Origin of the sequence: Eisenbergiella tayi, from assembly GCF_001881565.1 — a bacterium.
Classification (GTDB): Bacteria; Bacillota; Clostridia; order Lachnospirales; family Lachnospiraceae; genus Eisenbergiella; species Eisenbergiella tayi.
Genome location: NZ_MPDJ01000001.1, coordinates 1,001,293 through 1,026,626, shown reverse-complemented (window position 1 = coordinate 1,026,626; position 25,334 = coordinate 1,001,293). Strand labels below are relative to the sequence as shown.

The window sequence follows — 25,334 nt, the reverse complement described above, 5'->3', positions numbered from 1 at the left end:
AGATGAAGCGTGCAATCTTACTCCGGTTCGTGGCGATACTCATGCTGGCCCTTGCGGTCAGCAGTGTTTTTTCCTATTACTTTATCGGGAAAAATATGCTGAAGAATAACAGGCAGTCCATGATCAATACTGCGCATGTGGTGGATTATGCTTTGGATTACGAGGGTGATCTGCAGGAACAGCTGCTCCGGCTGCATGAAGCGACTATGGATGAGCAGTCCCGGATTACCATCATAACTGAGGATGGTACGGTGGTGGCCGATAACGAAATCGAACAGCCGAAAAGTCTGGAAAACCATCTGGAACGGGAAGAAGTGAAGGAAGCATTGAAGACCGGTACCGGTTTTTCATCCCGCTATTCGGCGAGCCTGGGCAGAAGTATGCTGTATGTGGCCATTTGTTCCGGAAAAGGCCCCTATGTGATCCGTATGTCCGTACCTTATACCAATATGCTGGATTACATGATACTGATATTTCCGCTTCTGCTTCTCGGCACGGGGATCGCTTTTGTAATAAGCGTAATAATAGCCGTACGGTTTACCAACACCATCACCACCCCTCTGAATGAAATCTCCAGGGAAATGGTAAAGGTGCGGGGGGAAAACCCCAGTTTTACCTTCCGGCAGTATAAATACAAGGAATTAAACGTGATTTCGCAGACTACCATGAAGATGGCGGCAGAAATCAGGGAACATATGGATCGTCTGGAGAAGGAAAAAAGGATACGGCAGGAATTTTTCAGCAACGCGTCCCATGAACTGAAAACACCCATCACCTCCATTAAAGGCTATGCGGAACTGCTGGATCAGGGATTTGTGAAGGATGAAGCCACCAAAAAGGACTTTATTGCCCGGATACTGAAGGAAACGGACAATATGACCAACCTTATCAACGATATCCTCATGATATCCCGCCTGGAGGCCAAAGAGGCGGAGGTTACCTATTCCATGGTGCGCATCGCGCCTTTGCTTACGGAAATTTTTGAATCGGCGGAGCCCATTGCCGCGGAATATCAGGTGACACTGCATAAGGAATGTGAGCCTCTCACCATAGAGGCCAGCGCCAAACAGCTCCGGGAGCTGATCATGAACCTGGTAAGCAACGGCATTAAATACAACCACCCGGGAGGAAACGTATGGGTGGAGATTTCATCAGAAGGCCCTGATATGTGTATCCGGGTAAGGGATGACGGCTGCGGTATCAGCAAAGAGGAGCAGGAAAGGGTATTTGAACGGTTTTACCGGGTGGATAAGGGCCGGAGCAAAAAGATGGGCGGAACCGGTCTGGGATTATCCATTGTGAAGCATATCGTGGAGTTCTACGGAGGACATATTGAACTCACAAGCACCCCTGGAAAGGGGAGCTGCTTTACGGTAACAATTCCCTTTTCTGCCCAAAACAAGGCGAAAAGTTGACAACTGCCCGTCTTTGCGGTAAACTGGTTCCTGTATTCAGGTATATTACTGCTTTGTGTGTTGTGCTTGGACGAAGTACCTGGGTCTAAAGGAGGAGAAAATTATGGCAGAAATGAAGAAAACCGCAGCAAAGGAAACTGCAGAACCTGTTGAAAAAATTACTGCGAAAGCTGATGCACTGAAAATCGACACCAAAGAGCCTGAAAAGACACCGGCAGTAAAGACAGCTGTAAAAGAGCCCGCAGAAAAGAAGGCACCCGCAAAGAAGGCGCCTGTCAAAAAAGAAACCGTGAAAAAAGAGACGGTAAAGAAGGAAACAGTTAAGAAGGAACCCGTGAAGAAAGAAGCTGTTAAGAAGGCACCTGTCAAGAAGACGGCTGCAAAGCCTGCTGCAGAAAAAACCGCAGCTGAAAAGCCCGCTTCCGCTGCTAAGCCTGCAGCAAAGAAAGCGCCTGCAAAGACCGCAGCTGCAAAGGCAGAGGCAAAGGAAATCGTAACCGTACAGTTTGCCGGAAAATCTTATTCCACAGAGGATCTTGTGAAGATCGCAAAGGATGTGTGGAAATATGATCTGGGAAAGAACGAAGCGGATTTCAAGGATGTGGAGCTTTATGTGAAGCCCGAAGAAAGCAGTGTTTACTACGTGATCAACGGGGATGTAACAGGAAGCTTTGCTATTTAAAAAACAGCCGGGACTTTATTAGGAATACATAAAAATACAATTTCACGTCATTATGCGCCATATCCCCTGAAGGGCGGATTTCGAATCCGTTATGCACCGTTCTTCAGCCTGCAGGGGATGTGGCGTTTCTTTTGCCGGGCACAGAGCCGCCGTGCAGGGCGTATCAGCCTCTGTTTTTCATTCGAATTCCTTAAGATTCTTCACACTTTTTTCATTAATTTATTTCAAAAAACGAGTTGACAACGTATAGGAGAAGTGATAATGTATGTTCAGAAGGTGTTAGCACTCCTGAAGGTTGAGTGCTAACAACCCGAAATGAGGTGAGGTAATGCAGCACGAACTGGATGAACGCAAAATGAAAATTCTGCAGGCAATCATCCGTAACTATCTGGAGACAGGAGAACCGGTAGGAAGCAGGACGATTTCCAAATATACGGATTTGAACTTAAGTTCAGCCACTATTCGCAATGAAATGGCAGATCTGGAAGAATTAGGATATATCCTCCAGCCCCACACCTCTGCAGGCCGGATTCCTTCCGACAAAGGCTACCGGCTGTATGTTGACAGCATGCTGGAAGAGAAGGATCGGGAAGTGGCCGATTTAAAGGAGCTTCTCGTGGAGAAGGAAGATAAGATGGATCATCTTCTCCGGCAGGTTGCCAGGGTTCTTGCAGTGAACACCAACTATGCGGCAATGATATCATCGCCGCTTTATCATGGAAATAAGCTTAAGTTCATTCAGCTTTCCAAGGTGGATGAACACCAGGTACTGGCGGTTATAGTGGTGGAAGGCAATATGATTAAGAACACCATGCTTCATGTTGAAGAAGCGCCCGACCAGGAAACCATATTGAAGCTGAATATCCTGCTGAATACCCATTTGAACGGGAAGTCCCTGGACGAAATCAATCTGGGAATGATAGCCAATCTGAAACAGCAGGCAGGAATCCACAGCGATATGGTAGGAGAAATCATCGATGCGGTGGCGGAAGCCATACAGGCGGATGAGGACCTGGAGATTTATACGAGCGGCACGAACAACATCCTGAAATATCCGGAACTTGCGGATAAGGAGCTGGCCGGACAGCTTATTACCACTTTTGAAGAAAAACAGGCATTAAATCAGATCGTTCAGGAAACACTGGCAGATGAGAGCAGTACGGGAATCCAGGTATATATCGGAAATGAGACGCCGGTGAAAACAATGAAGGACTGCAGTATAGTGACGGCTACTTACGAGCTGGGCGAGGGAATGAAGGGAACGATAGGAATTATCGGGCCCAAGCGGATGGATTATGACAAGGTAGTGGGAATCCTGAAGAATCTTATGACTCAGCTGGATACGCTTTATAAGAAAAAATAGAAAGTGTCATATACACAGAATGGAGTGGAGCAGAAGATGGAAAATAAAGACAACCGGAACATGGAGGAAGAAATGGACACTGCTTCTGAGGCGAAAGCCGGAGAAGATGCAGCCTGTGAGGACTCCCGGGAAGCCGAAATGAATCCGGATAAGGAAACAGAAGCTGCGGACAGCGGCGGGGATTCCGGAGAAGGCTGTAAGGCCTGTGGCTTTGAAGAAGATAACAGTGAGAATTCAGCGGAATGCGATGCTTCGCAGGATGATGATTCGGCCGGAGAGAAGGAAGGCTTCTTCAAGAAAAAGAAAAAAGATAAAAAAGAAGAGGCGTTTAAAGCCAAAATTGACGAACTGGAAGACAGGGTAAAGCGTCAGATGGCAGAGTTTGAAAATTTCAGAAAACGTACGGATAAAGAAAAGTCAGCAATGTTCGAAACCGGAGCCAAAAGCGTGATTGAAAAGATTCTCCCGGTGGTTGACAACTTTGAAAGAGGTTTGGCAACCGTTCCTGAAGAAGAAAAAGGATCTGCTTTTGTGGAAGGCATGAACAAGGTATATAAGCAGCTGATGACCGAACTGGATAACATGGGAGTTGCGCCCATCGAAGCCGTCGGCCAGGAATTCGACCCCAATTTCCATAATGCGGTAATGCATGTGGAGGATGAAGAATACGATGAAAACATCGTGGTGGAGGAATTCCAGAAGGGTTACACATATCATGATACTGTGGTAAGACACAGTATGGTTAAAGTGGCAAATTAAGTATTTCAGGCTTTGCCTGATGAAATAGCCGCGAAAAAGCGGTAGAATGGAGGAGACTTATGAGTAAAATAATTGGTATCGACTTAGGTACAACAAATAGCTGTGTTGCAGTTATGGAAGGTGGCAAACCCACCGTTATCGCTAATGCGGAAGGTGCAAGAACAACCCCCAGTGTGGTGGCATTCACAAAGACCGGCGAGAGGCTGGTAGGCGAGCCTGCGAAACGTCAGGCAGTGACCAATGCGGACAGAACCATTGCTTCCATCAAGAGACATATGGGAAGCGATTACAAGTCAGACATTGACGGAAAGAAATATTCCCCTCAGGAAATTTCCGCTATGATTCTTCAGAAGCTGAAAGCGGATGCAGAGAACTACCTCGGTGAAAAAGTAAATGAAGCGGTTATTACCGTACCTGCTTATTTCAACGATGCTCAGCGTCAGGCTACCAAGGATGCAGGCAAGATTGCAGGCCTGGATGTAAAGCGTATTATCAATGAGCCTACGGCAGCAGCGCTTGCTTATGGACTTGATAATGAAAAAGAACAGAAAATCATGGTATATGACCTTGGCGGCGGTACCTTCGATGTTTCCATCATCGAAATCGGCGACGGCGTAATCGAGGTTCTTGCTACAAACGGCGATACCCGTCTTGGCGGCGATGATTTTGACAATAAAGTGATTGACTGGATGGTCAGCGAATTCAAGAGACAGGAAGGCATTGACCTGTCCGGCGATAAGATGGCAATGCAGAGACTGAAGGAAGCGGCAGAGAAAGCGAAAAAAGAGCTTTCCAGCGCAACTACCACCAACATCAACCTTCCTTTCATCACAGCTACTGCAGACGGCCCGAAGCACTTTGATATGGATCTGACAAGAGCCAAATTTGATGAACTGACACATGACCTGGTGGAAAGAACCGCGGTTCCCGTTCAGAACGCTCTGAAGGATGCGGGAGTATCTGCATCTGAACTGGGCAAGGTACTGCTTGTAGGCGGTTCCACACGTATTCCTGCTGTACAGGATAAGGTAAAATTAATGACAGGCCATGAGCCCAGCAAGACACTGAACCCGGATGAATGTGTAGCCATCGGTGCTTCCGTTCAGGGCGGAAAGCTGGCCGGCGATGCAGGCGCAGGCGATATCCTTCTTCTGGATGTTACTCCTCTGTCTCTGTCCATTGAAACCATGGGCGGCGTTGCTACAAGGCTGATTGAAAGAAATACCACTATCCCTACCAAGAAGAGCCAGATTTTCTCCACAGCAGCTGATAACCAGACTGCAGTTGACATCAATGTTCTTCAGGGTGAAAGACAGTTTGCAAAAGATAATAAATCTTTGGGCCAGTTCAGACTGGATGGTATCCCGCCGGCAAGACGCGGTGTGCCTCAGATTGAGGTTACCTTTGATATCGATGCCAATGGTATCGTAAATGTATCTGCCAAGGATCTGGGTACAGGAAAAGAACAGCATATCACTATTACAGCAGGCTCCAATATGTCTGAGGATGATATCAGCAAGGCAGTGAAGGAAGCGGCTGAATACGAAGCACAGGATAAGAAGAGAAAAGAAGCAATTGATACCAGAAATGAAGCAGATTCCTTTGTATTCCAGACAGAAAAAGCTCTGGAAGATGTGGGAGATAAGATTCCTGAGGCTGATAAGGCAAGCGTACAGGCAGATTTAACTGCTTTGAAGACACTGCTGGATCAGACCAAGGATCAGGAAATGACAGAATCCCAGGTTGCAGATATGAAGGCGGCTCAGGAAAAACTCATGCAGAGTGCACAGACCCTGTTCTCCAAGGTTTATGAGCAGGCTCAGGCTGCAGGCGGTGCAGGCCCGGATATGGGCGGTGCGGCAGGTGCAGGTGCAGCTGATGCAGGTTCCGCACCGGAAGATGATGTAATCGACGGTGATTTCAGAGAGGTCTAAGCTTAATAATACAACGCTAGGGGGCACTGCAGTGTCCCTTAGCGTTGCGTTCAGATAATAGTGATTCTGCTCAGTTGAGGCAGAACCAAGGGAGGCAATTATGGCGGAACAAAAGAGAGATTATTATGAAGTCTTAGGCGTTGAAAAAAATGCTGATGACGCAGCGATTAAGAAGGCATACAGAGTCCTCGCCAAAAAATACCATCCTGATATGAATCCGGGAGATGCGGAGGCTGAAAAGAAATTTAAAGAAGCATCAGAGGCATATGCCATACTGAGTGATCCGGAAAAAAGGAGACAGTATGACCAGTTCGGCCATGCAGCCTTTGACGGAGGAGCCGGCGGCGGCTTTGGCGGCTTTGATTTTAACAGTGCAGACTTTGGCGATATTTTCGGTGATATCTTTGGCGATTTCTTTGGCGGCGGTTCACGCAGAAGCGGCAGAGCCAGCAATGCACCCATGAAAGGTGCAAATTTACGTACCAGTGTCCATATAACCTTTGAAGAGGCGGTGTTCGGCACCTCCAAGACCATAGAGCTGAATGTAAAGGAAGAATGTAAGACCTGTCATGGAACAGGGGCAAAGCCGGGTACACAGCCTATTACCTGTCCTAAATGCGGCGGTAAGGGCCAGGTGGTATTCACCCAGCAGTCTTTCTTCGGTACGGTGCGTAATGTCCAGACCTGTCCGGACTGTAACGGTACCGGCAAGGTAATAAAAGAAAAATGTGCGGATTGTCATGGAAGCGGTTATGTGCCCATGAAGAAACGCTTTGAAGTGGATATACCCGCAGGAATTGACAACGGCCAGTGCAAGCGTCTGGCCGGTATGGGAGAACCGGGTGTCAACGGCGGTCCCCGCGGTGATGTGCTTGTGGAAGTGATTGTAGGCCGTCATCCTATCTTCCAGCGTCAGGACTACAATATTTATTCCACGGTTCCCGTATCCTTTGCGGTAGCTGCCCTGGGCGGCGAGGTAATTATCGATACGGTGGACGGCAAGGTTATATATGACGTGAAGCCCGCAACCCAGACGGATACGAAAATCCGGCTGAAAGGAAAGGGTGTTCCCAACCTGCGCAACAAAGAGGTAAGGGGCGATCATTACGTAACCCTGGTAGTGCAGGTGCCTGATAAGCTTTCCGGTGAGGCAAAGGAATTGCTGAAGAAATTCGATGAAGCATCCGGTGACAGCCTGAATGCAGCGAAAAAGATGGGTGATAACGGAGCTCCGGAGGGTAAGGAAAAGAAGAAAAAAGGATTCTGGAAATAAAGTGCAGAACAGCAAGAGACTGAGATAAAGACCGGAAACAAAGGATACATCCCGAATTTCAGGCGGCCGGCATGGCTGCGTTCCTTAAGGGGAACTGCAGACGATGCCGGCCGTCTTTTTTGTTCGTATAAAAAGGCCATATTTTTATGAGACTTCTGATTTAATTTTAAGCTTTTCCGCTGTTATAACCATGAGTATGACAAAGAGAAGAAGGAAACAGGGGAACAGCCTGATATTTACATATTGGGCGATGAGGCCGAATAAAGGGGGCATAAAGGTGCTTCCCACGTAGGCGCAGGCCATCTGGATTCCCATGATAGCCTGGGAATATTCACGGCCGAAATTCGCGGGCGTGGCATGGAGAAGGCTGGGATAGATGGGAGCGCAGCCCAGGCCGATAAGGAAATATCCGCCGCAGATAGAAAGGGGACCGAAGGGGAGGCAGAGTACAAGAATGCCAATAAGCGCCACGGCCTGCCCCAGTCGTACCATGTTTTTATCGGAAACCTTCATGGAAAGGAAACCGCTGATAAAACGGCCGAAGGTGATCCCGAAATAAAACAATGAGGTCCATTGTGCGGCCTTTTCTGCGGGTATTCCTTTGGCGAGCACAAAATAGCTGCTTCCCCACAGTCCGGCAGAGGCTTCCAGGGCACAATAGCCAAAGAAGCAGAGCAGGGCTGGTTTGGCCCCGGGAAGCTGCAGCACCCGGGAAAAGGAGAGAGAAGTATTCTGTACTCCGTTTTCCTCTGTAGCCGTGCCGGCCTGCTGTTTTTTCCACAGAGGAAGAGAAAGGAAAAGAAACACGGTGAGAATGATCTGAATCAGGGCAATGGTCATATAGCCGCTGTGCCAGCTTTTTCCCGTATTCAGGCACAGGGACATGATAAATGGCCCGGCGGTTGCGCCGATTCCCCAAAAGCAGTGAAGCCAGCTCATGTGGTGCGCTTTATAATGCAGTGCCACGAAGTTATTCAGGGCGGCGTCCACGCTTCCCGCTCCGAGACCGTAGGGAACAGCAAGGATACAGAGAAGCCAGGCGGAATGAGACAGGGAGAAGCCAAGCAGAGCGGCGGCGGTCATGAATACACTTATGGCGGTAACCGGGCCGGTTCCCAGACGGCGTATGATCTTTTCACTGAAAAAGCTGGAAATAATGGTGCCTCCGGCAATAATCATGGAGATGATGCCGGCAAAAGAGACGGGAACCTGAAGCTCCCCGTACATAACAGGCCAGGCGGATCCCAGCAGGGAATCGGGCAGCCCCAGGCTGATAAAGGATATGTAGATAATAATCAGGAGTAAAGTCATCATAGCGTGTTTCCTTTCGCTGCAGTCCAAACTTAATAAATATACTTAATAAAGATTCGTCTCTTGATTATAGAAGAGAAGGTTACTGGTGTCAAGAGCAGCCCTGTGATAAAATATAGGGAAGGCAAACCGGCCGGCGCAAGGCACGAGGCACGGAGCGCGGCTGAACGGTAACCGGGGAAGGGAAAAAGGACGACAGCTCACGCCTGCCCCGTAATGGAAAAAGGAGAGCCGGCGGCAAAGGCGTCGGAGAATGGAGGTTTTATATGGAATTGGTGGATAAGAACGGCCTTACGGAAGAGGAGTTTCTTAAGAATTACCGGCCCGGGGATTATGAACGGCCGTCCGTGACCGTGGATATGCTGATATTCGCTGTGGATAACAGGGAGGAAAGTATAAGGCTGCTGTTGATAAAAAGGAAAAATCATCCCTTCCTGGGCTGCTGGGCGCTGCCGGGAGGATTTGTGGAAATAACGGAATCCCTGAGGGATGCGGCGGCCCGTGAACTGGAGGAGGAAACCGGCGTGAAGGGGATGTACCTGGAACAGCTCTATACCTTCGGGGAGACGGGACGGGATCCCCGCAGCCGGATTATTTCTGTGGCCTATATGGCCGTCATAGACGGAAGCGGCCTTAAGGTACAGGCCGGGGATGATGCCGCCGAGGCGGAGTGGTTCCGGGTCCGCAGGGAAACGGCAGGAGATGAGGAACGGATCTGTCTGTGGTCCGAGAACGCAGGAGTCAGCTTTTCCTACAGGGTGGCGGCTGAAGAGGACTGTGAATACAGGTGCAGACCTTTGTTTGATGTAAAGGAAGAGAGAGGGCTGGCCTTTGATCATATAGAAACGGTGCGGATGGGATTGGATAAATACTTTTTGATGAAGCCGAAGGGGAATGGGGCAGACTTGTCTTAACTGCTGTGCCAGAGGGATGGGTATGTCCATTAAATCCGCCAAAATCCTTGTGGTCAGAGGTTCTTTATGATAAGATAATTAACTGGTATGTAGTTTGCGAGCCCCTTGCAGGGGCAGGAAAAGCCCCGGAAAACGGGGAACCGTTGTAAGGAGCGGATGATAAAATGAAGTGGAAAAAATTTAAGATCAAGACGGTGACCGAAGCGGAAGATATTATTATAAGCACCCTTTATGATATTGGCCTGGAGGGGGCGCAGATAGAGGACAAGGTGCCGCTCACAGCGGCGGAGAAGGAGCAGATGTTCGTGGATATCCTTCCGGACGGGCCGGAGGATGACGGCATCGCCTGGCTCAGTTTTTTTGTGGAGGAAACAGAGGACGGCCGGCTGCAGGTAAACGGAGAGGATACGGACGAAAAGGCGGTAATGGCGAGTGTACGGAAGGAGCTGGAAGAACTTCGTGCGTTCTGTGATATCGGCGAAGGAAGCATCGAGGTGGAGGAGACGGAGGATATTGACTGGATTAATAACTGGAAACAGTACTTTCACCAGTTTTATATTGACGATCTGCTCGTGATCCCTTCCTGGGAAACGGTAGAGGAGGAGGATCAGGGGAAAATGGTCCTTCATATCGATCCGGGAACAGCCTTCGGGACGGGAATGCATGAAACCACCCAGCTCTGCATCAGGCAGCTGAAAAAATATGTGACTCCTGATACCGTACTTCTTGATGTGGGTACGGGAAGCGGGATTCTGGGAATCCTGGCTCTGATGTTCGGCGCTCAGAGAGTGGTGGGTACGGATTTGGATATCTGCGCGGTGGAGGCGGTACGGGAAAATCTGGAATCCAACCATATCGATCCGGAAAACTTTGAGATGATGATAGGGAATATCATCACAGAAAAGGAAATTCAGGACAGGGTGGGTTATGGCTGTTATGATATTGTGGCGGCCAACATTCTGGCGGATGTGCTTGTGGCGCTTTCTCCTGTGATAGTAAACCAGATGAAGCCGGGAGGGATTTATATTACCTCAGGCATTATTGACGATAAGGAAGCTGTGGTTGTGGAAGCTGTGAAAGCGGCGGGACTGGAGGTTGTTGAGGTGGCTCATCAGGGCGAATGGGTGGGAGTGACTGCCAGGAAGCCTGTTTGATGGGAGAAACGGATAAGGGATGTATCAGTTTTTTGTGGAACCCGGACAGATTCAGGGAAAAAGAGTCACAATTACCGGGAGTGACGTAAATCATATAAAAAATGTACTGCGCATGAGGATCGGGGAAGAAATCGCTGTGAGCAACGGGATGGACGGACTGGAGTACCGCTGCGGAATCGAAGAATTCCTGGAGGATGAAGTGGTCTGTACGCTGCGTTTTGTGAAGGAAGACGGACTGGAGCTCCCGTCCAGGATTTACCTGTTTCAGGCTCTGCCCAAGGGAGATAAAATGGAGCTGGTTATCCAGAAGGCGGTGGAGCTGGGAGCTTTCGCCGTGATACCTGTGGCAGCCAAACGCTGTGTGGTAAAGCTGGATGCCAAAAAGGAAAAGAACAAGCTGGCCAGATGGCAGGGAATATCGGAGGCTGCGGCCAAACAGAGCAAGCGCCGGATCATACCGGAGGTTATGCCTGTGATGTCCATGGGGGAAGCACTGAGGTTTGCTTCGGAAATGGATGTGAAGCTGTTTCCCTATGAACTGGCGGAGGGAATGGGAAAAACGAAGGAGCTTATCGGGAAGATACGTCCCGGCCAGTCTGTGGCGGTCTTTATCGGGCCGGAAGGCGGCTTTGAGGACGGAGAGGTGGAAGAAGCTTCTGCCTGCGGATTTGTACCCGTAACGCTGGGAAGGCGTATTCTGCGTACGGAAACTGCCGGATTTACGGTGCTTTCCTGGATCATGTACCAACTGGAAGGGGATGGGCCTGAGAGTTCCCAATTAGGGCAGCCAGGCATATAATATGTTAGGCGGATTCCGATAGAGGAGTCCGCGCTTCTTTACCGGCAAAAAATAAATACAGAAAGTTGGGAAAAAATATGGAATGCTATCTGGATAATTCGGCTACCACACAGTGTTTTGACAGCGTGGCGGCTATCATGACCCGGGTTATGTGTCAGGACTATGGCAATCCATCCAGTATGCACGTAAAAGGAGTGCAGGCAGAGCAGTATCTGCGCTATGCCAAAGATGTGATTGCAAGAACTCTGAAGGTAAATGAAAAGGAGATCTTTTTCACCTCGGGAGGTACGGAGTCGGATAATCTTGCCCTCATCGGATGTGCATTTGCGAACTGCCGGGCAGGAAAGCACTTGATTACCACAGCTATTGAACACCCTGCCATCCTGCAGACAATGCAGTACCTGGAGGGGCAGGGTTTTGAAGTGACTTATCTGCCGGTGGATCGCTATGGACGGATTCGGCTGGAGGATTTACAGTGTGCGATGCGGCCGGATACGATTCTGGTATCGATTATGCATACCAATAATGAGATCGGTTCTCTGCAGCCAGTTGCGGAAGCAGGGATGCTGATTAAGCGGATGAATCCCGGAACCTTATTCCATGTGGATGCGGTGCAGGGATTCGGTAAGTTCAGGATTCTGCCGAAAAAGATGGGAATTGACCTGCTGTCGGTGAGCGGTCATAAAATTCATGGGCCCAAGGGCGTCGGTTTCCTTTATATCAATGAAAAAGTGAAGATCCAGTCGATTATTTTCGGGGGCGGCCAGCAGAGAGGCATGCGCTCGGGTACAGAAAATGTACCGGGGATTGCCGGACTTGCGAAAGCCTGTGAGGAGATGTATCTCAATCTGGAAGGTGACGTAAACAGGCTGTATGCGCTGAAGGAGATGTTTATCGAAGGCGTGATGCAGCTGGACGGAGTGCAGGTGAACGGGCTGACCGGACGGGACAGCGCGCCGCATGTGATCAGTGTTTCCTTCCGCGGAGTGCGCAGCGAGGTTCTGCTGCATGCATTGGAGGAGCGGGGGATTTATGTATCCTCGGGAAGCGCATGCTCTTCTAATAAGCCGGGAACGGCGGCGTCGGCAACACTGCGTGCTATCGGGCTGGATAAAGAGCTTATGGGTTCCACTCTTCGTTTCAGCATGTCGGTGTTTACTACAGAAGAGGAAATCAGGTACACGTTGAATGCGTTGTATGAGATTGTACCCATGCTGCGCAGGTTTACCAGGAGGTAGGACCTTAAGTCCGGCCTTAAGGGCCGGACGGAAGGTTTTTTGGGATAATGGAAGGCCGGGAAGGAACGGCTGCGGAAACGGAGGATGAGAAATGGTTTTTAAGGCATTTTTGATTAAATATGCGGAAATCGGTGTGAAGGGGAAGAACAGGGGGATTTTTGAGGATGCTCTTGTGAGGCAGATTCGGTATGCGCTGAAGCGGTGCGAGGGGCAGTTTGCGGTTCATCGTACCAGGGGAAGAATTTATGTGGATGTGCTGTCTGAGGAGTATGATTATGATGAGACGGTGGAACATCTGAAGAAGGTGTTTGGCATTGCGGATATCTGTCCCATGGTGCAGGTGGAGGATGAAGGGTTTGATAAGCTGTGCGGTACTCTTGTGCAGTATATGGATGAGGTTTATGAGGACAAGCATCTGACCTTTAAAGTGAATGCAAGAAGAGCAAGAAAAAATTATCCGCTGGATTCCATGACGATCAATGGGGAAGTGGGAGGCGTGCTGCTGAATGCGTTTCCGGAGATGAAGGTGGATGTGCATAAGCCGGATGTGATGCTGCATATTGAAATCAGGGAGAAGATTTATATTTATTCGATTGAAATCCCTGGGCCGGGTGGAATGCCGGTTGGGACGAACGGGAAGGGGATGCTGCTGTTATCGGGTGGGATTGATTCACCGGTGGCAGGGTATATGATCGCTAAGAGAGGGGTTAAGATAGACGCGGTTTATTTTCATGCGCCGCCGTATACGAGTGAGAGGGCGAAGCAGAAGGTGGTGGATCTGGCGAAGCAGGTTGCTAAGTACAGCGGGCCGATCTATCTGCATGTGGTGAATTTTACGGATATTCAGCTGCATATTTATGAGAAGTGCCCTCATGATGAGCTGACGATTATTATGAGGCGGTATATGATGCGGATCGCGGAGAGGATCGCGGCGGATACGGAGTGTCTGGGGCTGATTACGGGGGAGAGTATCGGGCAGGTGGCTTCTCAGACGATGCAGTCGCTGGCGGCTACGAATGAGGTTTGCACGATGCCGGTGTATCGGCCGCTGATAGGGATGGATAAGCAGGAAATTATTGATATTTCGGAGAAGATTGGGACTTATGAGACTTCTATATTGCCGTTTGAGGATTGCTGTACGATCTTTGTGGCGAAGCATCCGGTGACGAAGCCTAATGTGAATGTGATCCGGAAGCATGAGAGGTTTTTGGGTGAGGAGATCGAGGGGCTGGTGGAGGCGGCTTTGGCGACGAAGGAGATGGTGATTGTGGGGGGAGAGGAGTAGGAGTTGGAGGCTCGGGCTGGCGCCCATCGCTTTTGGGAGGGAGAGGGTAGGCTTGGGGGGCGCTGCGCTGCCCCATCGCTTTTGGGAGGAGAGGGGTAGGGTGCGGTAGTCCGCCGGGCAGGTTTCAGACTCCCCTCCGGGGAATCTGAAACTTTGCGGCTGTCGCCGCATGCAAAGGAAAAAATAAAAACTGCCCGGAATGCAGATAATGTGGGGCGATTATCTGTATTCCGGTCAGCTTTCATTTTTTCCTTTGCGCCCGGCTCGTAGGGGCAAAAAAAAGACAAGTCTCCCTCCTGCACAACAACGAGGGTTCTTGCCCTTTTTTCCATGATAATTTACCGGGAAGTGGTGGAAGGTAATTAAACCATGTAGGGCTTAAGTACTTCCAGAACTTCGTCAGAGTTATCCTCAGCATGGATGTTCAGATCGATCGGCTTGGATAAGTCGAGACTGAAGATGCCCATGATTGATTTTGCATCGATTACGTATCTTCCGGATACTAAATCAAAGTCATAATCAAATTTGGTAATATCATTCACAAATGACTTTACCTTATCGATGGAATTTAATGAAATCTTAACGGTTTTCATTTTGTTTTACCTCCTTATTTGTTGAACAACTATATCCGGTAGAACGGTTATGTTGTCTTATACCTTCTGCTTACATATTAAAGGGAAGGGGGGTAAAAGTCAAGCATCAAACATGACAAAAAAAGCGGGGAATAATATGAAAAGTGTAGCATTGCATAATTTGGGCTGTAAAGTTAATGCCTATGAAATAGAGGTAATCGGACAAAAGTTACAAGAAAGCGGATATATGATTGTACCATTTGATGATAAAGCAGATATATATATCGTAAATACGTGTACTGTGACTAATATTGCGGATCGGAAGAGCAGGCAGATGCTGCATCGGGCGAAGAAGCGGAACCCGGATGCGGTGGTGGTTGCTGTGGGGTGTTATGTGCAGACGGGGAAGGAAGAGGCTCTGTTGGACGGGAGTATTGACCTGGCTGTGGGGAATAACCGGAAGAAGGATCTTCTGCCGATTCTGGAGGCTTTTCTTGAGGAGCGTGAGCGGAATAGGGCTGAGGCGGACAGGGATGCTGCTGTGGATGTGAAGACGCTTCATCATACGTCTGTGGTGGATATTTCCCGGGAGGAGGCTTATGAGGAAATGTCGCTTTCGGGGTGGAATAAGGAGGATGGGGGAGCGTCCCAGCGTACCAGGGCGTATATCAAAATCCAGGACGGCTGTAATCAGTTCTGTTCCTATTGTATCATTCCTTATGCCAGGGGGCGGGTGCGCAGCCGGAAGCAGGAGGATATCCTGAAGGAGGTCAGGGGGCTTGCCCGGGAGGGGTATAAGGAGATTGTGTTTACGGGGATTCATATCAGTTCCTATGGTATGGATTTTATTGATAAGTCGGATGGTGATTATCTGGAAAATGGAAAGGATCTGCGCGGGACGGCTATGGAGAGGGCTTATCTGCTGAATCTGGTGCGTGAAATTGCTGAGGTGGACGGGATTGAGAGGATCCGTCTGGGGTCGCTGGAGCCCAGGATTATTACGGAGAAATTTGTGAATGGCCTGGCGGCGGTTCCCAAGGTGTGTCCTCATTTTCATCTTTCCCTGCAGAGCGGCTGTGATGAAACTTTAAAAAGAATGAATAGACATTATACCACTGAGGAATACTATGACAAGGTGAAGCTTCTGCGTCAGGTTTTTGGGAATCCGGCAATTACGACGGATGTAATTACGGGCTTTCCGGGAGAAACGGAAGAGGAATTTGCCGTTACCAGGCGTTTTCTGGAAAAAGTGGATTTTTTTGAAATGCATGTTTTCAAATATTCCAGGCGTCAGGGCACTGTGGCTGCCTCCATGGAGAATCAGGTGCCGGAGGCGGTGAAGGCTGTGAGGAGCGGGGAGCTGCTGGAGCTGGAAAAGAGACAGTCCGCTGCCTACCGGAAAGGCTACATAGGGAAAGAAATTACGATTTTAACGGAAGAAGCCAGGGAAATCAACGGGGAAAGGTACCGTATCGGTCATACGGATACGTATGTGAAGGCAGCCGTGCCGGATGAGAAGGCAGAGGGAAATATGCTGGTGGCAGGGAAGGCTGTGAAGCTTCTGACAGAGGAAATTCTCCTGCTGGAGAGCTGAGCGAATACGTAAGCTGTGGCGTCACGGACAGGGGCGTACATGAAATACATTGAAATTTTTTGCAAAGTAGAGTAAGATAATATAGAACAGGTATTTTTGACAGTTTGACGGAATGGAGTTTAAGATGCAGGACCAGGATTTTGGCAGCACACAGTATTTTAAAGTGGAAAAAGAACCGGAGAATGGCGTGAAGGTCATTCTGGCTGCGGTTTATGAAGCGCTTACAGAGAAGGGCTATAACCCGGTTGATCAGATAGTTGGATATATTATGTCCGGAGATCCCACCTATATCACCAGCCATAAAAATGCCCGCGGCATGATCATGCGGGCGGAGCGGGATGAACTGGTGGAGGAGATGCTCAAGGAATATATAAAGAATAATAACTGGGACAGGCAGTAAACCGGGGTGCCGGACACTTAGAGTGCCCGGTGCCGCGGTATTATGTACCGTGTCGGAAAAGGACGGGAAATGTATGCGTATTATGGGACTGGATTTTGGGTCAAAGACGGTGGGTGTTGCCATCAGTGACCCTTTATTGATTACTGCTCAGGGAATAGAAATTGTCCGCAGAAAAGAAGAAAATAAACTTCGCCAGACGCTGGCCAGGATAGAAGAACTGATTACAGAGTATGAGGTAAAGGAAATTGTGCTGGGCTATCCCAAGCATATGAATGATTCCGAAGGGGACCGTGTGGCGCTCACCAAGGAATTTGCGGAGAAGCTGATGCGCCGTACCGCCCTCCCAATCACGTTCTGGGATGAGCGGCTGACCACTGTGGCTGCCGACCGTACCATGATAGAGGCGGGAATCCGCAGGGAAAACAGGAAAGAGCATGTGGATCGAATCGCTGCGGTTCTTATTCTGCAGGGATATCTGGATTACAGAAGGAACAGAGAGGACGGCGTGCTGGAACAGGCCGTGTCCAAAGAGGAAAGAAGCGGGATTCCCATGGAACCAGGCCTTTAGGTTCTGCAGGCCCCGGCTTACAGAAGCAGAAGAAAGCAGGAAAGAAATTTGGATAAAATCGAATTTAGCCTGGAAAATGGCGAAAAGACTGAATTTTATGTATTAGAGCAGACAAGACTGGGCGGCTGTGATTATATTCTTGTCACCGATACGGTGGATGAGGAAGAGGGGGAAGCCCTGATTCTGAAGGATATTTCCGCTCCTGAAGATAAAGATGCCATCTATGAAATCGTGGATGACGAACGCGAACTGGATGCGGTGGCAGAAATTTTTTCCGATATGCTGGATGATATCGACCTGGAAAAGTAATCCGGGTGTTTGTGCAGTCAGGAGATTTTACATCGGGGAAGCTTTCCTGCCGGCCGCAATTTTTCGGTAGGAGGTAGCATACATGACTCTTGATGAAGAAAAGATAAGAGGAATACTGAAGGAAAAAGGACTGAAGGTAACACGTCAGCGTCTTCTTGTATTAGATACGCTGGCATCCAGACCGGGATCCCATCTGACTGCGGAAGAAATATTTGATTTGGTAAAAGGAGACAGTCCCGAAATAGGGCTGGCTACTGTTTATAGAACAATACAGTTATTTATGGAATTACATCTTATAGACCGGATAAACCTGGATGATGGATTTGTGAGATATGAGATTGGCGATATGGGGACGAAAAAAAACAGCCATCACCATCATCACCTGATTTGTCTCTCCTGCGGCAGGGTCATGAGCGTGGAGGATGACCTGCTGGAGGAGCTCGAGGCGGAAATTGCCAGGACAACAGGCTTTAAGGTTACCGATCATGAGGTGAAGCTCTACGGGTACTGTAAGGAATGTGGAGGTAATTTGATTGAAAAAAACAAAACAAGTGAATAATGACGGCTCCAGGCTGAAAGTAATCCCTTTGGGAGGATTGGAGCAGATTGGACTTAACATTACTGCCTTCGAGTATGAGGACAGTATTGTTGTGGTGGACTGCGGTCTTTCTTTCCCGGATGATGACATGCTGGGAATAGATATGGTAATTCCGGATATCACCTATTTGAAGGATAATGCAGATAAAGTAAAGGGCTTTGTGATCACCCACGGACACGAAGACCATATCGGAGCACTCCCCTATGTGCTGAAGCAGCTGAATGTCCCCGTTTATGCTACCAGACTGACTATGGGAATTATTGAAAATAAACTGAAAGAGCATAATCTTCTGAATCATACCAAAAGAAAGGTTATTAAATTCGGACAATCCATCAATCTCGGACAGTTCAGGATTGAGTTTATTAAAACAAACCACAGTATTGTGGATGCAGCTGCCCTGGCTATTTATTCGCCGGCGGGAACTGTGGTTCATACAGGAGACTTTAAGGTGGATTATACACCGGTATTCGGTGATGCCATCGATCTGCAGCGTTTTGCGGAAATCGGCAAAAAAGGGGTTCTGGCGCTGATGTGTGACAGTACCAATGCTGAACGGCACGGCTTTACTCCTTCGGAGAGAACCTTGAGCCGCATTTTCGATACGATATTCCACGAGCATCCCAACCAGAGAATCCTGATTGCAACCTTCGCCTCCAATGTGGACAGGGTGCAGCAGATCATTAATTCCGCATATAAATACAACAGGAAGGTGGTTGTGGAAGGCAGGAGCATGGTGAATATCATTGATACCGCCATGAATCTGGGCTGTCTGAATATACCGGAAAACACGCTGATTACTGTGGATCAGCTTAAAAATTACCCGGATGAGCGGACCGCCATCATCACAACGGGAAGCCAGGGAGAGAGTATGGCGGCTTTAAGCCGTATGGCAGGAAGCGCCCACAGGAAGATTTCCATCACTCCTAATGATGTTATCATTTTCTCTTCCCATCCGATTCCCGGTAATGAGAAAGCGGTGACCAAAGTCATCAATGAGCTTTCCATGAAGGGCGCGGAGGTTATTTTCCAGGATGTCCATGTATCGGGACATGCCTGCCAGGAAGAAATCAAACTGATTTATACGCTGGTCCACCCTAAATATGCGATTCCCGTCCATGGGGAATTCAAACACCGTAAGGCGCAGGCGGGGCTGGCAGCTGATTTGGGAATACCCAAGGAAAATATTTTCATGATCAATTCCGGGGATGTGCTTGAGCTGGGCGGTGAAAATGCCCAGGTTACAGGAAAGGTTCCTGTAGGCACGATACTGGTGGACGGCCTTGGTGTAGGAGATGTGGGAAATGTGGTGCTCAGGGATCGCCAGCATCTCGCAGAGGACGGAATAATGATTGTTGTACTCGGACTGGATTCCGGAAGCGGACAGCTTGTGAGCGGTCCGGATCTGGTGTCCCGCGGATTTGTGTATGTAAAGGAATCCGATGCCCTGATGGATGAGGCCAGAATATTAATGACGGATGTGCTGGATAATTGTATTGGCCGCGGCTGCAGCGACTGGGGTAAGATCAAGTCTGCGGTAAAAGATTCCCTGGGCGATTTTATCTGGAAAAAAACAAAACGCCGTCCCATGATACTTCCCATTATTATGGAAGTTTAGAATTGGAAAGGTCGTGTAAATGATGGAAGTACAAGAGGCTCTGGAACAGCTGGCCCAGGCTGTAAAGGAATCTGAGGTTTACCGGGAATACCGCAGACAGAGCGAGCGGGTCGACAATGCCGGTGATATGAGAGAAAAGATAGACGAATACCGGGTTCGTAACTTTGAATTGCAGAATTCTGTCCAAACAGAAGATTTACTTGACAAGCTGGATGATTTTGAGAGAGAATATGAGAAATTCAGGGAAGACCCGTTAGTGGAAGAGTTCCTTGATGCCGAACTCGCTTTTTGCCGTATGATGCAGGAGATTGACGTGAAGCTGGCAGAAGCAATGGATTTTGAGTAGGAAGGAAAGGAAACGGCAATGAAGAAAAAAGAGGCAGCAGGGGTTGCTGTATATTCCGTGGTAAAAATTGTTGTAATTATCCTCGTGATAATGGTTGTTTACCGTCTTGGAAGCATGGCTTATTCCTATGGCGAGAGAATCTTCGGAGAGCCTCCCATGGAGAGCGCTCCAGGAACCGATATCGTGATAACGGTGGGCAGCGAGGACAGTGTGAGGGATATTGCTGATAATCTGAAAGCGGCGGGCCTGATCCGCGATGCAGGGCTTTTCGTCCTGCAGGAAAGGCTGGCAGGCTATAAGGAAGGTGTTAAAGCAGGAACCTACACGCTCAATACATCAATGACTCCGGAGGAACTGATACAGACCATGGCTGCTTCTTCTGATGAAGGAGACGCAGATGATGATAACGGATGAGCGTCTGACGGCCTTCATCAATTCCCTGGATACCGGGAATCCGGCATATCTTAATGAACTGGAAAAGGAAGCAAGGGAAACCAATGTGCCGATTATCCGCACAGAAACCCAGAGCCTGCTGAGAACGCTGATAGCGGTTAACAGGCCGGAACGGATTCTGGAGGTGGGAACGGCAGTTGGTTTTTCTGCCCTTTGTATGAGTGAGTATGCGCCGGAGGGCTGTCAGATCACTACCATAGAAAAATATGAAAAAAGGATTCCCGTGGCGCTGGAGAATTTCAGGAGATGCGGGAAAAGCGGATGTATTCAGCTGCTTGCCGAAGATGCGGCCGTGGCGCTGAAGAAATTGAAGGGCAGCTATGATTTCATTTTCATGGATGCGGCTAAAGGACAGTATATGAATTTCCTGCCGGATGTCCTGCGTCTTCTTCGGACGGGAGGGCTGATGGTGTCGGATAACGTTCTGCAGGACGGGGATATCCTGGAATCCCGGTATGCGGTGACCAGAAGGGACAGAACCATACATGCGCGGATGCGGGAATATCTTTACGAGCTGAAGCACAATCCTCTTCTGGTGACCTCCGTGCTGCCGGTAGGGGACGGCGTGGCCGTCAGTGTGAAGGTCTCTCCGGACGGGGATGGTGCAGGAAAGCGGCCGGATCAGGAAGAAAACGGAAAGTAGGTCAGAAATGAAGGAAAGTAACAGAAAACCGGAACTGCTGATTCCGGCAAGCAATCTGGAAGTGCTGAAAACCGCGGTGGTTTTTGGCGCTGATGCGGTATATATCGGAGGAGAGGCTTTCGGGCTCCGGGCGAAGGCGAAAAATTTTTCCAAGGAGGATATGGCCGAGGGAATCAGATTTGCCCACAGCCATGGGAAAAAGGTCTATGTGACGGCGAACATACTGGCCCATAACCGGGATTTGGACGGAGCCAGGGCATATTTCAGGGAATTGAAGGAAATTGGCCCGGATGCGCTGATAATATCGGATCCGGGCATGTTTACGCTTGCCAGACAGGAATGGCCGGAGGTGGAAATCCATATTTCAACCCAGGCCAATAATACGAATTATATGACCTACCGTTTCTGGTGGGAACAGGGAGCGAAAAGAGTGGTTTCTGCCAGAGAGCTTTCTCTTGCGGAGATCCGGGAAATCCGGGAGAATATTCCTGAGGAAATGGAAATTGAAAGCTTTGTGCATGGGGCCATGTGCATTTCTTATTCCGGAAGATGCCTTCTCAGCAATTATTTCACCGGACGGGATGCCAATCAGGGGGAATGTACCCATCCCTGCCGCTGGAAATATGCGGTCATGGAAGAGAGCCGTCCGGGAGAATATCTTCCGGTCTATGAAAATGAGAGGGGCACTTTTATTTTCAACTCCAAGGATCTGTGTATGATAGATTACATTCCGGAGCTGGTGGAGGCGGGAATTGACAGCTTTAAGATAGAAGGAAGAATGAAAACGGCTCTGTACGTGGCCGCTGTGGCCCGTACATACAGGAAGGCCATTGATGATTATTTCCTTTCCGAGGAAGGATACCGCCAAAACCGTCAGTGGTATCAGGCTGAAATTTCCAAATGCACCTACCGTCAGTTTACGACAGGCTTTTATTTTGGAAAGCCTTCGGAGGAGGCGCAGATATATGACAATAATACGTATGTGAATGAATACATTTATCTGGGCATCGTCGGGGAGCTGAGAGAAGACGGCCTGGCAAGAATAGAGCAGAGAAACAAATTCTGTGCCGGTGACTCTATTGAAATTATGAAGCCTGACGGCAGAAATATAACGGCAGAGGTGCTGCGGATCGTGGATGAAGAAGGCACGGAAGTGGAAAGCGCGCCGCATCCCAAGCAGGTTTTGTACCTGGAGCTGACGGAGCAGCCGGAGAAGTATGATATTTTAAGAGTGAAGGCTTTATAACAGTTCGGTCCCTCTTTGTCTACTGGTCTTGCGTTTCCGGCCTGCGGTCTCCTTTCCTCCGCTGCCAGCCCCGGCCATGCAGAGGTCCTTATAGGGGACGCTCTCGCTCGGATAAACTCGCAGCGGTACTAAGGTTGCACAGAACGCAACCTAAGGACCGGCGAGTTTATACGCCCCTTACAGGATCCTCTGCATGGCCGGGGCTGGCCGCGGAGGAAAGGAGACCGCAGGCCGGAAACGCAAGACCAGCAGACGGAGAGGGGCCGAACTGTTATAAGGCATGAAAGGTTTTTTATTTTTTTGATGCAAGGGGAAAAAAGTTGTGGTAATATAAATTGAAAAATCAGGCTTCCTTCCCACTCATGATATGAAGAACCCTTATGGTTACTGTGCGCACCCGCGGGTGTGGACAGTAACCTCTTATGCGGAGCATGTAAAATTTTACATACAAAATTTTTTTATTTTTTACTTGCATTTTTTTGTGATTTAGGGTATCTTATAGAAAACGAAAGCGGTTTTCATATTGGCAGGTATCATGAACGAAGGTGTTCCAAAGGGGTTTTTGGGGCATTTTTTTTATGCAGAAAACTAAGGGAGGCTTCTCAGAGAGAAGCCGGCGGACTGAAAGAAGTGATTCCTGCGGGGCTGCAGACGTAAAAATTTGGAGAAAGTGCCGTACTTCGCGGCGGCGGAATGGAGGATAAAATGAGCGAAGTTCTGAATGTGGAAGCAATTTTCGGCGAAAATGTATTCAACCTGGGAACCATGAGAGAACGCCTTCCTAAGAATGTGTACAAAGAGGTGAAGAAGGTTATGGACCAGGGAGGGGAGCTTTCCCCTGCTACCGCAGATATTGTGGCTAAGGCCATGAAAGACTGGGCTGTTGAAAACGGCGCAACCCATTATACCCACTGGTTCCAGCCGCTGACCGGCATCACTGCGGAAAAGCATGATTCTTTTATAGGACACCCGGATGAAAACGGGAAGATGCTGATGGAATTTTCCGGCAAAGAGCTGATTAAGGGTGAGCCGGATGCCTCTTCTTTCCCGTCAGGCGGCCTGAGAGCTACATTTGAAGCCAGAGGCTATACCGCATGGGATATTACTTCCCCTGCATTTTTAAAGGAAGATGCCACAGGTGTGATTCTTTGTATCCCCACAGCCTTCTGTTCCTATACAGGTGAGGCGCTGGATAAGAAGACCCCCCTGCTTCGTTCCATGGAGGCCATAAGCGAGCAGGCACTCCGTCTGGTAAGGCTTTTCGGAAATACGAGGGCTACCAAGGTTACGGCTTCTGTCGGACCGGAACAGGAATATTTTCTGGTAGACCGTCAGAAATACTTAAAGAGACAGGATTTGATTTTTACGGGACGTACCCTGTTCGGGGCACCTGCTCCTAAGGGACAGGAGCTGGAAGATCATTACTTCGGCGTTATCAGAGAGCGTATCGGTGCTTTCATGAAGGATCTGAACGTAGAACTGTGGAAGCTGGGCGTAACGGCCAAGACACAGCATAACGAAGTGGCTCCCGCACAGCACGAGCTGGCTCCTATATATGAGACTGCAAATATCGCGGTGGATCATAACCAGATAATCATGGAAACCATGAAAAAGGTGGCGGAGCGTCACGGCTTGAGATGTCTTCTGAATGAAAAGCCCTTCGCCGGTGTAAATGGTTCCGGTAAACATAATAACTGGTCGATTACTACAGATGATGGAATGAACCTTCTGGACCCCGGTGAAACACCTAATGAAAATATCCAGTTCCTTCTGGTTCTGGCATGTATCCTGAAGGCTGTTGATATCCATGCGGACCTGCTCCGCCAGAGCGCTGCGGATGTGGGAAATGACCACAGACTGGGTGCAAACGAAGCACCTCCGGCTATTATTTCGGTATTTTTGGGCGAACAGCTGGAAGACGTGGTAAGACAGCTGATTGAAACCGGTGAAGCCAAATCCTGTCTTCTGGGCGGCAAGCTCATGACAGGTGTGTCCACACTTCCGGATCTGCCGAAGGATGCAACGGACAGAAACAGAACATCACCTTTCGCATTTACAGGAAATAAATTTGAATTCCGTATGGTAGGCTCTGCAGATTCCATCGCAAGCCCGAATACGACACTTAACGCAATTGTTGCAGAGGCCTTCTGCGAAGCCGCCGATGTTCTGGAAAAGGCGGATGACTTCGACATGGCCGTACATGATTTGATTAAAAAGTATATGACTGAACATCACAGAATCATTTTCAACGGAAATGGTTATTCTGATGAATGGGTGGAGGAAGCGGCAAAAAGAGGGCTTCCCAATATCAAGTCCATGATTGAATCCGCCAATACCCTGACAACGGAAAAAGCAGTACAGCTGTTTGAAAAATTCCATATATTTACGAGAGCTGAGCTGGAATCCCGCGAAGAAATCATATACGAGACTTATGCAAAGAGCATCAACATAGAGGCTCTTACCATGATTGATATGGCTTCAAAGCAGATTATTCCTGCGGTAGTGAAATACAGCCAGAAACTGGCAAAAACTGTCCTGGACGTAAAGGCGGCGGGCGTTGAGCCTGTTGTACAGTCTGAACTTCTTGCAAAGGTAAACAGCAAGCTTACAGAGATGAAGGAAGCTCTGTCCGTCCTGGAAAAAGAAGAAGCGGCAGCATCGGCCATGGAGGATGTGAAGGCACAGTCATTCCGCTATAAGGATGTGGTTATTCCTGCAATGGATGCCCTGAGGGCTCCTGCTGATGAACTGGAAATGATGGTGGATAAAGCAGACTGGCCGTTCCCTACCTACGGAGATCTGATGTTTGAAGTATAGAGGTTCCCCCAACCTTGAAGGCGGTCCTGCCGGTTATCCGGCGGCC

Annotated in this window: 24 protein-coding genes; 22 read left to right on the top strand and 2 right to left on the bottom strand. The window is 49.0% G+C overall.

Going from position 1 to position 25,334, the window contains the following annotated elements; all coding sequences use genetic code 11:
* The first annotated feature begins 2 nt into the window (after positions 1-2).
* The 6 genes from BLA28_RS04220 (at position 3) to dnaJ (ending at position 7,426) form a co-directional block, all read left to right on the top strand.
* Positions 3-1,415 (top strand): sensor histidine kinase, encoded by a 1,413-nt coding sequence (locus BLA28_RS04220; RefSeq protein WP_009251483.1) that lies wholly within the window; start codon positions 3-5, stop codon positions 1,413-1,415.
* Between the two features lie 103 nt (positions 1,416-1,518).
* Positions 1,519-2,097 (top strand): DUF6465 family protein, encoded by a 579-nt coding sequence (locus tag BLA28_RS04215; RefSeq protein WP_141702870.1) that lies wholly within the window; start codon positions 1,519-1,521, stop codon positions 2,095-2,097.
* A 328-nt stretch (positions 2,098-2,425) separates the two neighbouring features.
* On the top strand, positions 2,426-3,460 hold the full coding sequence (hrcA, locus tag BLA28_RS04210) for a heat-inducible transcriptional repressor HrcA (RefSeq protein ID WP_069156113.1): 1,035 nt from the start codon (positions 2,426-2,428) through the stop codon (positions 3,458-3,460).
* A 36-nt stretch (positions 3,461-3,496) separates the two neighbouring features.
* Positions 3,497-4,219, top strand: coding sequence for a nucleotide exchange factor GrpE (gene grpE, locus BLA28_RS04205; protein WP_044964192.1), 723 nt, complete (start codon positions 3,497-3,499; stop codon positions 4,217-4,219).
* A 59-nt stretch (positions 4,220-4,278) separates the two neighbouring features.
* Positions 4,279-6,153: a molecular chaperone DnaK gene (gene dnaK, locus BLA28_RS04200; RefSeq protein WP_009251479.1), complete on the top strand. Its 1,875-nt coding sequence runs from the start codon at positions 4,279-4,281 to the stop codon at positions 6,151-6,153.
* A gap of 100 nt (positions 6,154-6,253) precedes the next feature.
* Complete coding sequence (gene dnaJ / locus BLA28_RS04195; RefSeq protein WP_009251478.1) at positions 6,254-7,426, top strand: molecular chaperone DnaJ; 1,173 nt, start codon at positions 6,254-6,256, stop codon at positions 7,424-7,426.
* Between the two features lie 144 nt (positions 7,427-7,570).
* On the opposite strand, the gene BLA28_RS04190 is transcribed toward dnaJ, so the two are convergent.
* Positions 7,571-8,740, bottom strand: a complete 1,170-nt coding sequence (locus BLA28_RS04190) for an MFS transporter (RefSeq protein ID WP_069156112.1) — start codon at positions 8,738-8,740, stop codon at positions 7,571-7,573.
* Between the two features lie 263 nt (positions 8,741-9,003).
* On the opposite strand from BLA28_RS04190, the gene BLA28_RS04185 reads away from it, so the two are divergent.
* The 5 genes from BLA28_RS04185 to thiI all read left to right on the top strand — a co-directional run bounded on the left by BLA28_RS04185 (position 9,004) and on the right by thiI (position 14,127).
* The gene (locus BLA28_RS04185; protein WP_069156111.1) at positions 9,004-9,651 is read left to right on the top strand and encodes an NUDIX domain-containing protein; all 648 of its coding nucleotides are present in this window, start codon (positions 9,004-9,006) and stop codon (positions 9,649-9,651) included.
* Positions 9,652-9,815: 164 nt separating this feature from the next.
* Positions 9,816-10,805 (top strand): 50S ribosomal protein L11 methyltransferase, encoded by a 990-nt coding sequence (gene prmA / locus BLA28_RS04180; RefSeq protein ID WP_069156110.1) that lies wholly within the window; start codon positions 9,816-9,818, stop codon positions 10,803-10,805.
* Between the two features lie 19 nt (positions 10,806-10,824).
* Positions 10,825-11,604, top strand: coding sequence for a 16S rRNA (uracil(1498)-N(3))-methyltransferase (locus tag BLA28_RS04175; RefSeq protein WP_044964198.1), 780 nt, complete (start codon positions 10,825-10,827; stop codon positions 11,602-11,604).
* A gap of 77 nt (positions 11,605-11,681) precedes the next feature.
* The gene (locus tag BLA28_RS04170; protein WP_009251473.1) at positions 11,682-12,842 is read left to right on the top strand and encodes a cysteine desulfurase family protein; all 1,161 of its coding nucleotides are present in this window, start codon (positions 11,682-11,684) and stop codon (positions 12,840-12,842) included.
* 91 nt (positions 12,843-12,933) lie between these two features.
* On the top strand, positions 12,934-14,127 hold the full coding sequence (gene thiI / locus BLA28_RS04165; protein ID WP_069156109.1) for a tRNA uracil 4-sulfurtransferase ThiI: 1,194 nt from the start codon (positions 12,934-12,936) through the stop codon (positions 14,125-14,127).
* 362 nt (positions 14,128-14,489) lie between these two features.
* Here the strand turns inward: thiI and BLA28_RS04160 are convergent, their stop codons facing one another.
* A complete protein-coding gene (locus BLA28_RS04160) occupies positions 14,490-14,720 on the bottom strand; it encodes an HPr family phosphocarrier protein (protein ID WP_009251471.1) in 231 nt (76 codons plus the stop codon).
* A 136-nt stretch (positions 14,721-14,856) separates the two neighbouring features.
* On the opposite strand from BLA28_RS04160, the gene mtaB reads away from it, so the two are divergent.
* The 11 genes from mtaB to BLA28_RS04100 all read left to right on the top strand — a co-directional run bounded on the left by mtaB (position 14,857) and on the right by BLA28_RS04100 (position 25,288).
* The gene (gene mtaB / locus BLA28_RS04155; protein ID WP_069156600.1) at positions 14,857-16,293 is read left to right on the top strand and encodes a tRNA (N(6)-L-threonylcarbamoyladenosine(37)-C(2))-methylthiotransferase MtaB; all 1,437 of its coding nucleotides are present in this window, start codon (positions 14,857-14,859) and stop codon (positions 16,291-16,293) included.
* Between the two features lie 124 nt (positions 16,294-16,417).
* Positions 16,418-16,693, top strand: coding sequence for an IreB family regulatory phosphoprotein (locus BLA28_RS04150; protein ID WP_009251469.1), 276 nt, complete (start codon positions 16,418-16,420; stop codon positions 16,691-16,693).
* A 73-nt stretch (positions 16,694-16,766) separates the two neighbouring features.
* Positions 16,767-17,261 (top strand): Holliday junction resolvase RuvX, encoded by a 495-nt coding sequence (gene ruvX, locus BLA28_RS04145; RefSeq protein WP_009251468.1) that lies wholly within the window; start codon positions 16,767-16,769, stop codon positions 17,259-17,261.
* A 48-nt stretch (positions 17,262-17,309) separates the two neighbouring features.
* On the top strand, positions 17,310-17,570 hold the full coding sequence (locus BLA28_RS04140) for a DUF1292 domain-containing protein (protein ID WP_009251467.1): 261 nt from the start codon (positions 17,310-17,312) through the stop codon (positions 17,568-17,570).
* 82 nt (positions 17,571-17,652) lie between these two features.
* Positions 17,653-18,129 carry a Fur family transcriptional regulator gene (locus tag BLA28_RS04135; RefSeq protein WP_009251466.1) on the top strand — a complete coding sequence of 159 codons (477 nt, stop codon included), beginning with the start codon at positions 17,653-17,655 and terminating at the stop codon, positions 18,127-18,129.
* Positions 18,104-19,783: a ribonuclease J gene (locus BLA28_RS04130; protein WP_009251465.1), complete on the top strand. Its 1,680-nt coding sequence runs from the start codon at positions 18,104-18,106 to the stop codon at positions 19,781-19,783. The genes BLA28_RS04135 and BLA28_RS04130 overlap by 26 nt, the downstream gene beginning before the upstream one ends.
* A gap of 19 nt (positions 19,784-19,802) precedes the next feature.
* Positions 19,803-20,129 carry a YlbF family regulator gene (locus BLA28_RS04125; protein WP_009251464.1) on the top strand — a complete coding sequence of 109 codons (327 nt, stop codon included), beginning with the start codon at positions 19,803-19,805 and terminating at the stop codon, positions 20,127-20,129.
* Positions 20,130-20,147: 18 nt separating this feature from the next.
* Entirely contained in the window at positions 20,148-20,543 is a 396-nt protein-coding gene (locus BLA28_RS04120; RefSeq protein WP_069156108.1) for an endolytic transglycosylase MltG, read from the top strand.
* A complete protein-coding gene (locus BLA28_RS04115) occupies positions 20,530-21,225 on the top strand; it encodes an O-methyltransferase (protein ID WP_069156599.1) in 696 nt (231 codons plus the stop codon). Before BLA28_RS04120 ends, BLA28_RS04115 begins: the two co-directional genes overlap by 14 nt.
* Before the next feature lie 7 nt (positions 21,226-21,232).
* Positions 21,233-22,471, top strand: coding sequence for a peptidase U32 family protein (locus tag BLA28_RS04110; RefSeq protein ID WP_069156598.1), 1,239 nt, complete (start codon positions 21,233-21,235; stop codon positions 22,469-22,471).
* A gap of 705 nt (positions 22,472-23,176) precedes the next feature.
* Positions 23,177-25,288 (top strand): glutamine synthetase III family protein, encoded by a 2,112-nt coding sequence (locus BLA28_RS04100; protein ID WP_009251460.1) that lies wholly within the window; start codon positions 23,177-23,179, stop codon positions 25,286-25,288.
* Positions 25,289-25,334 lie beyond the last annotated feature (46 nt).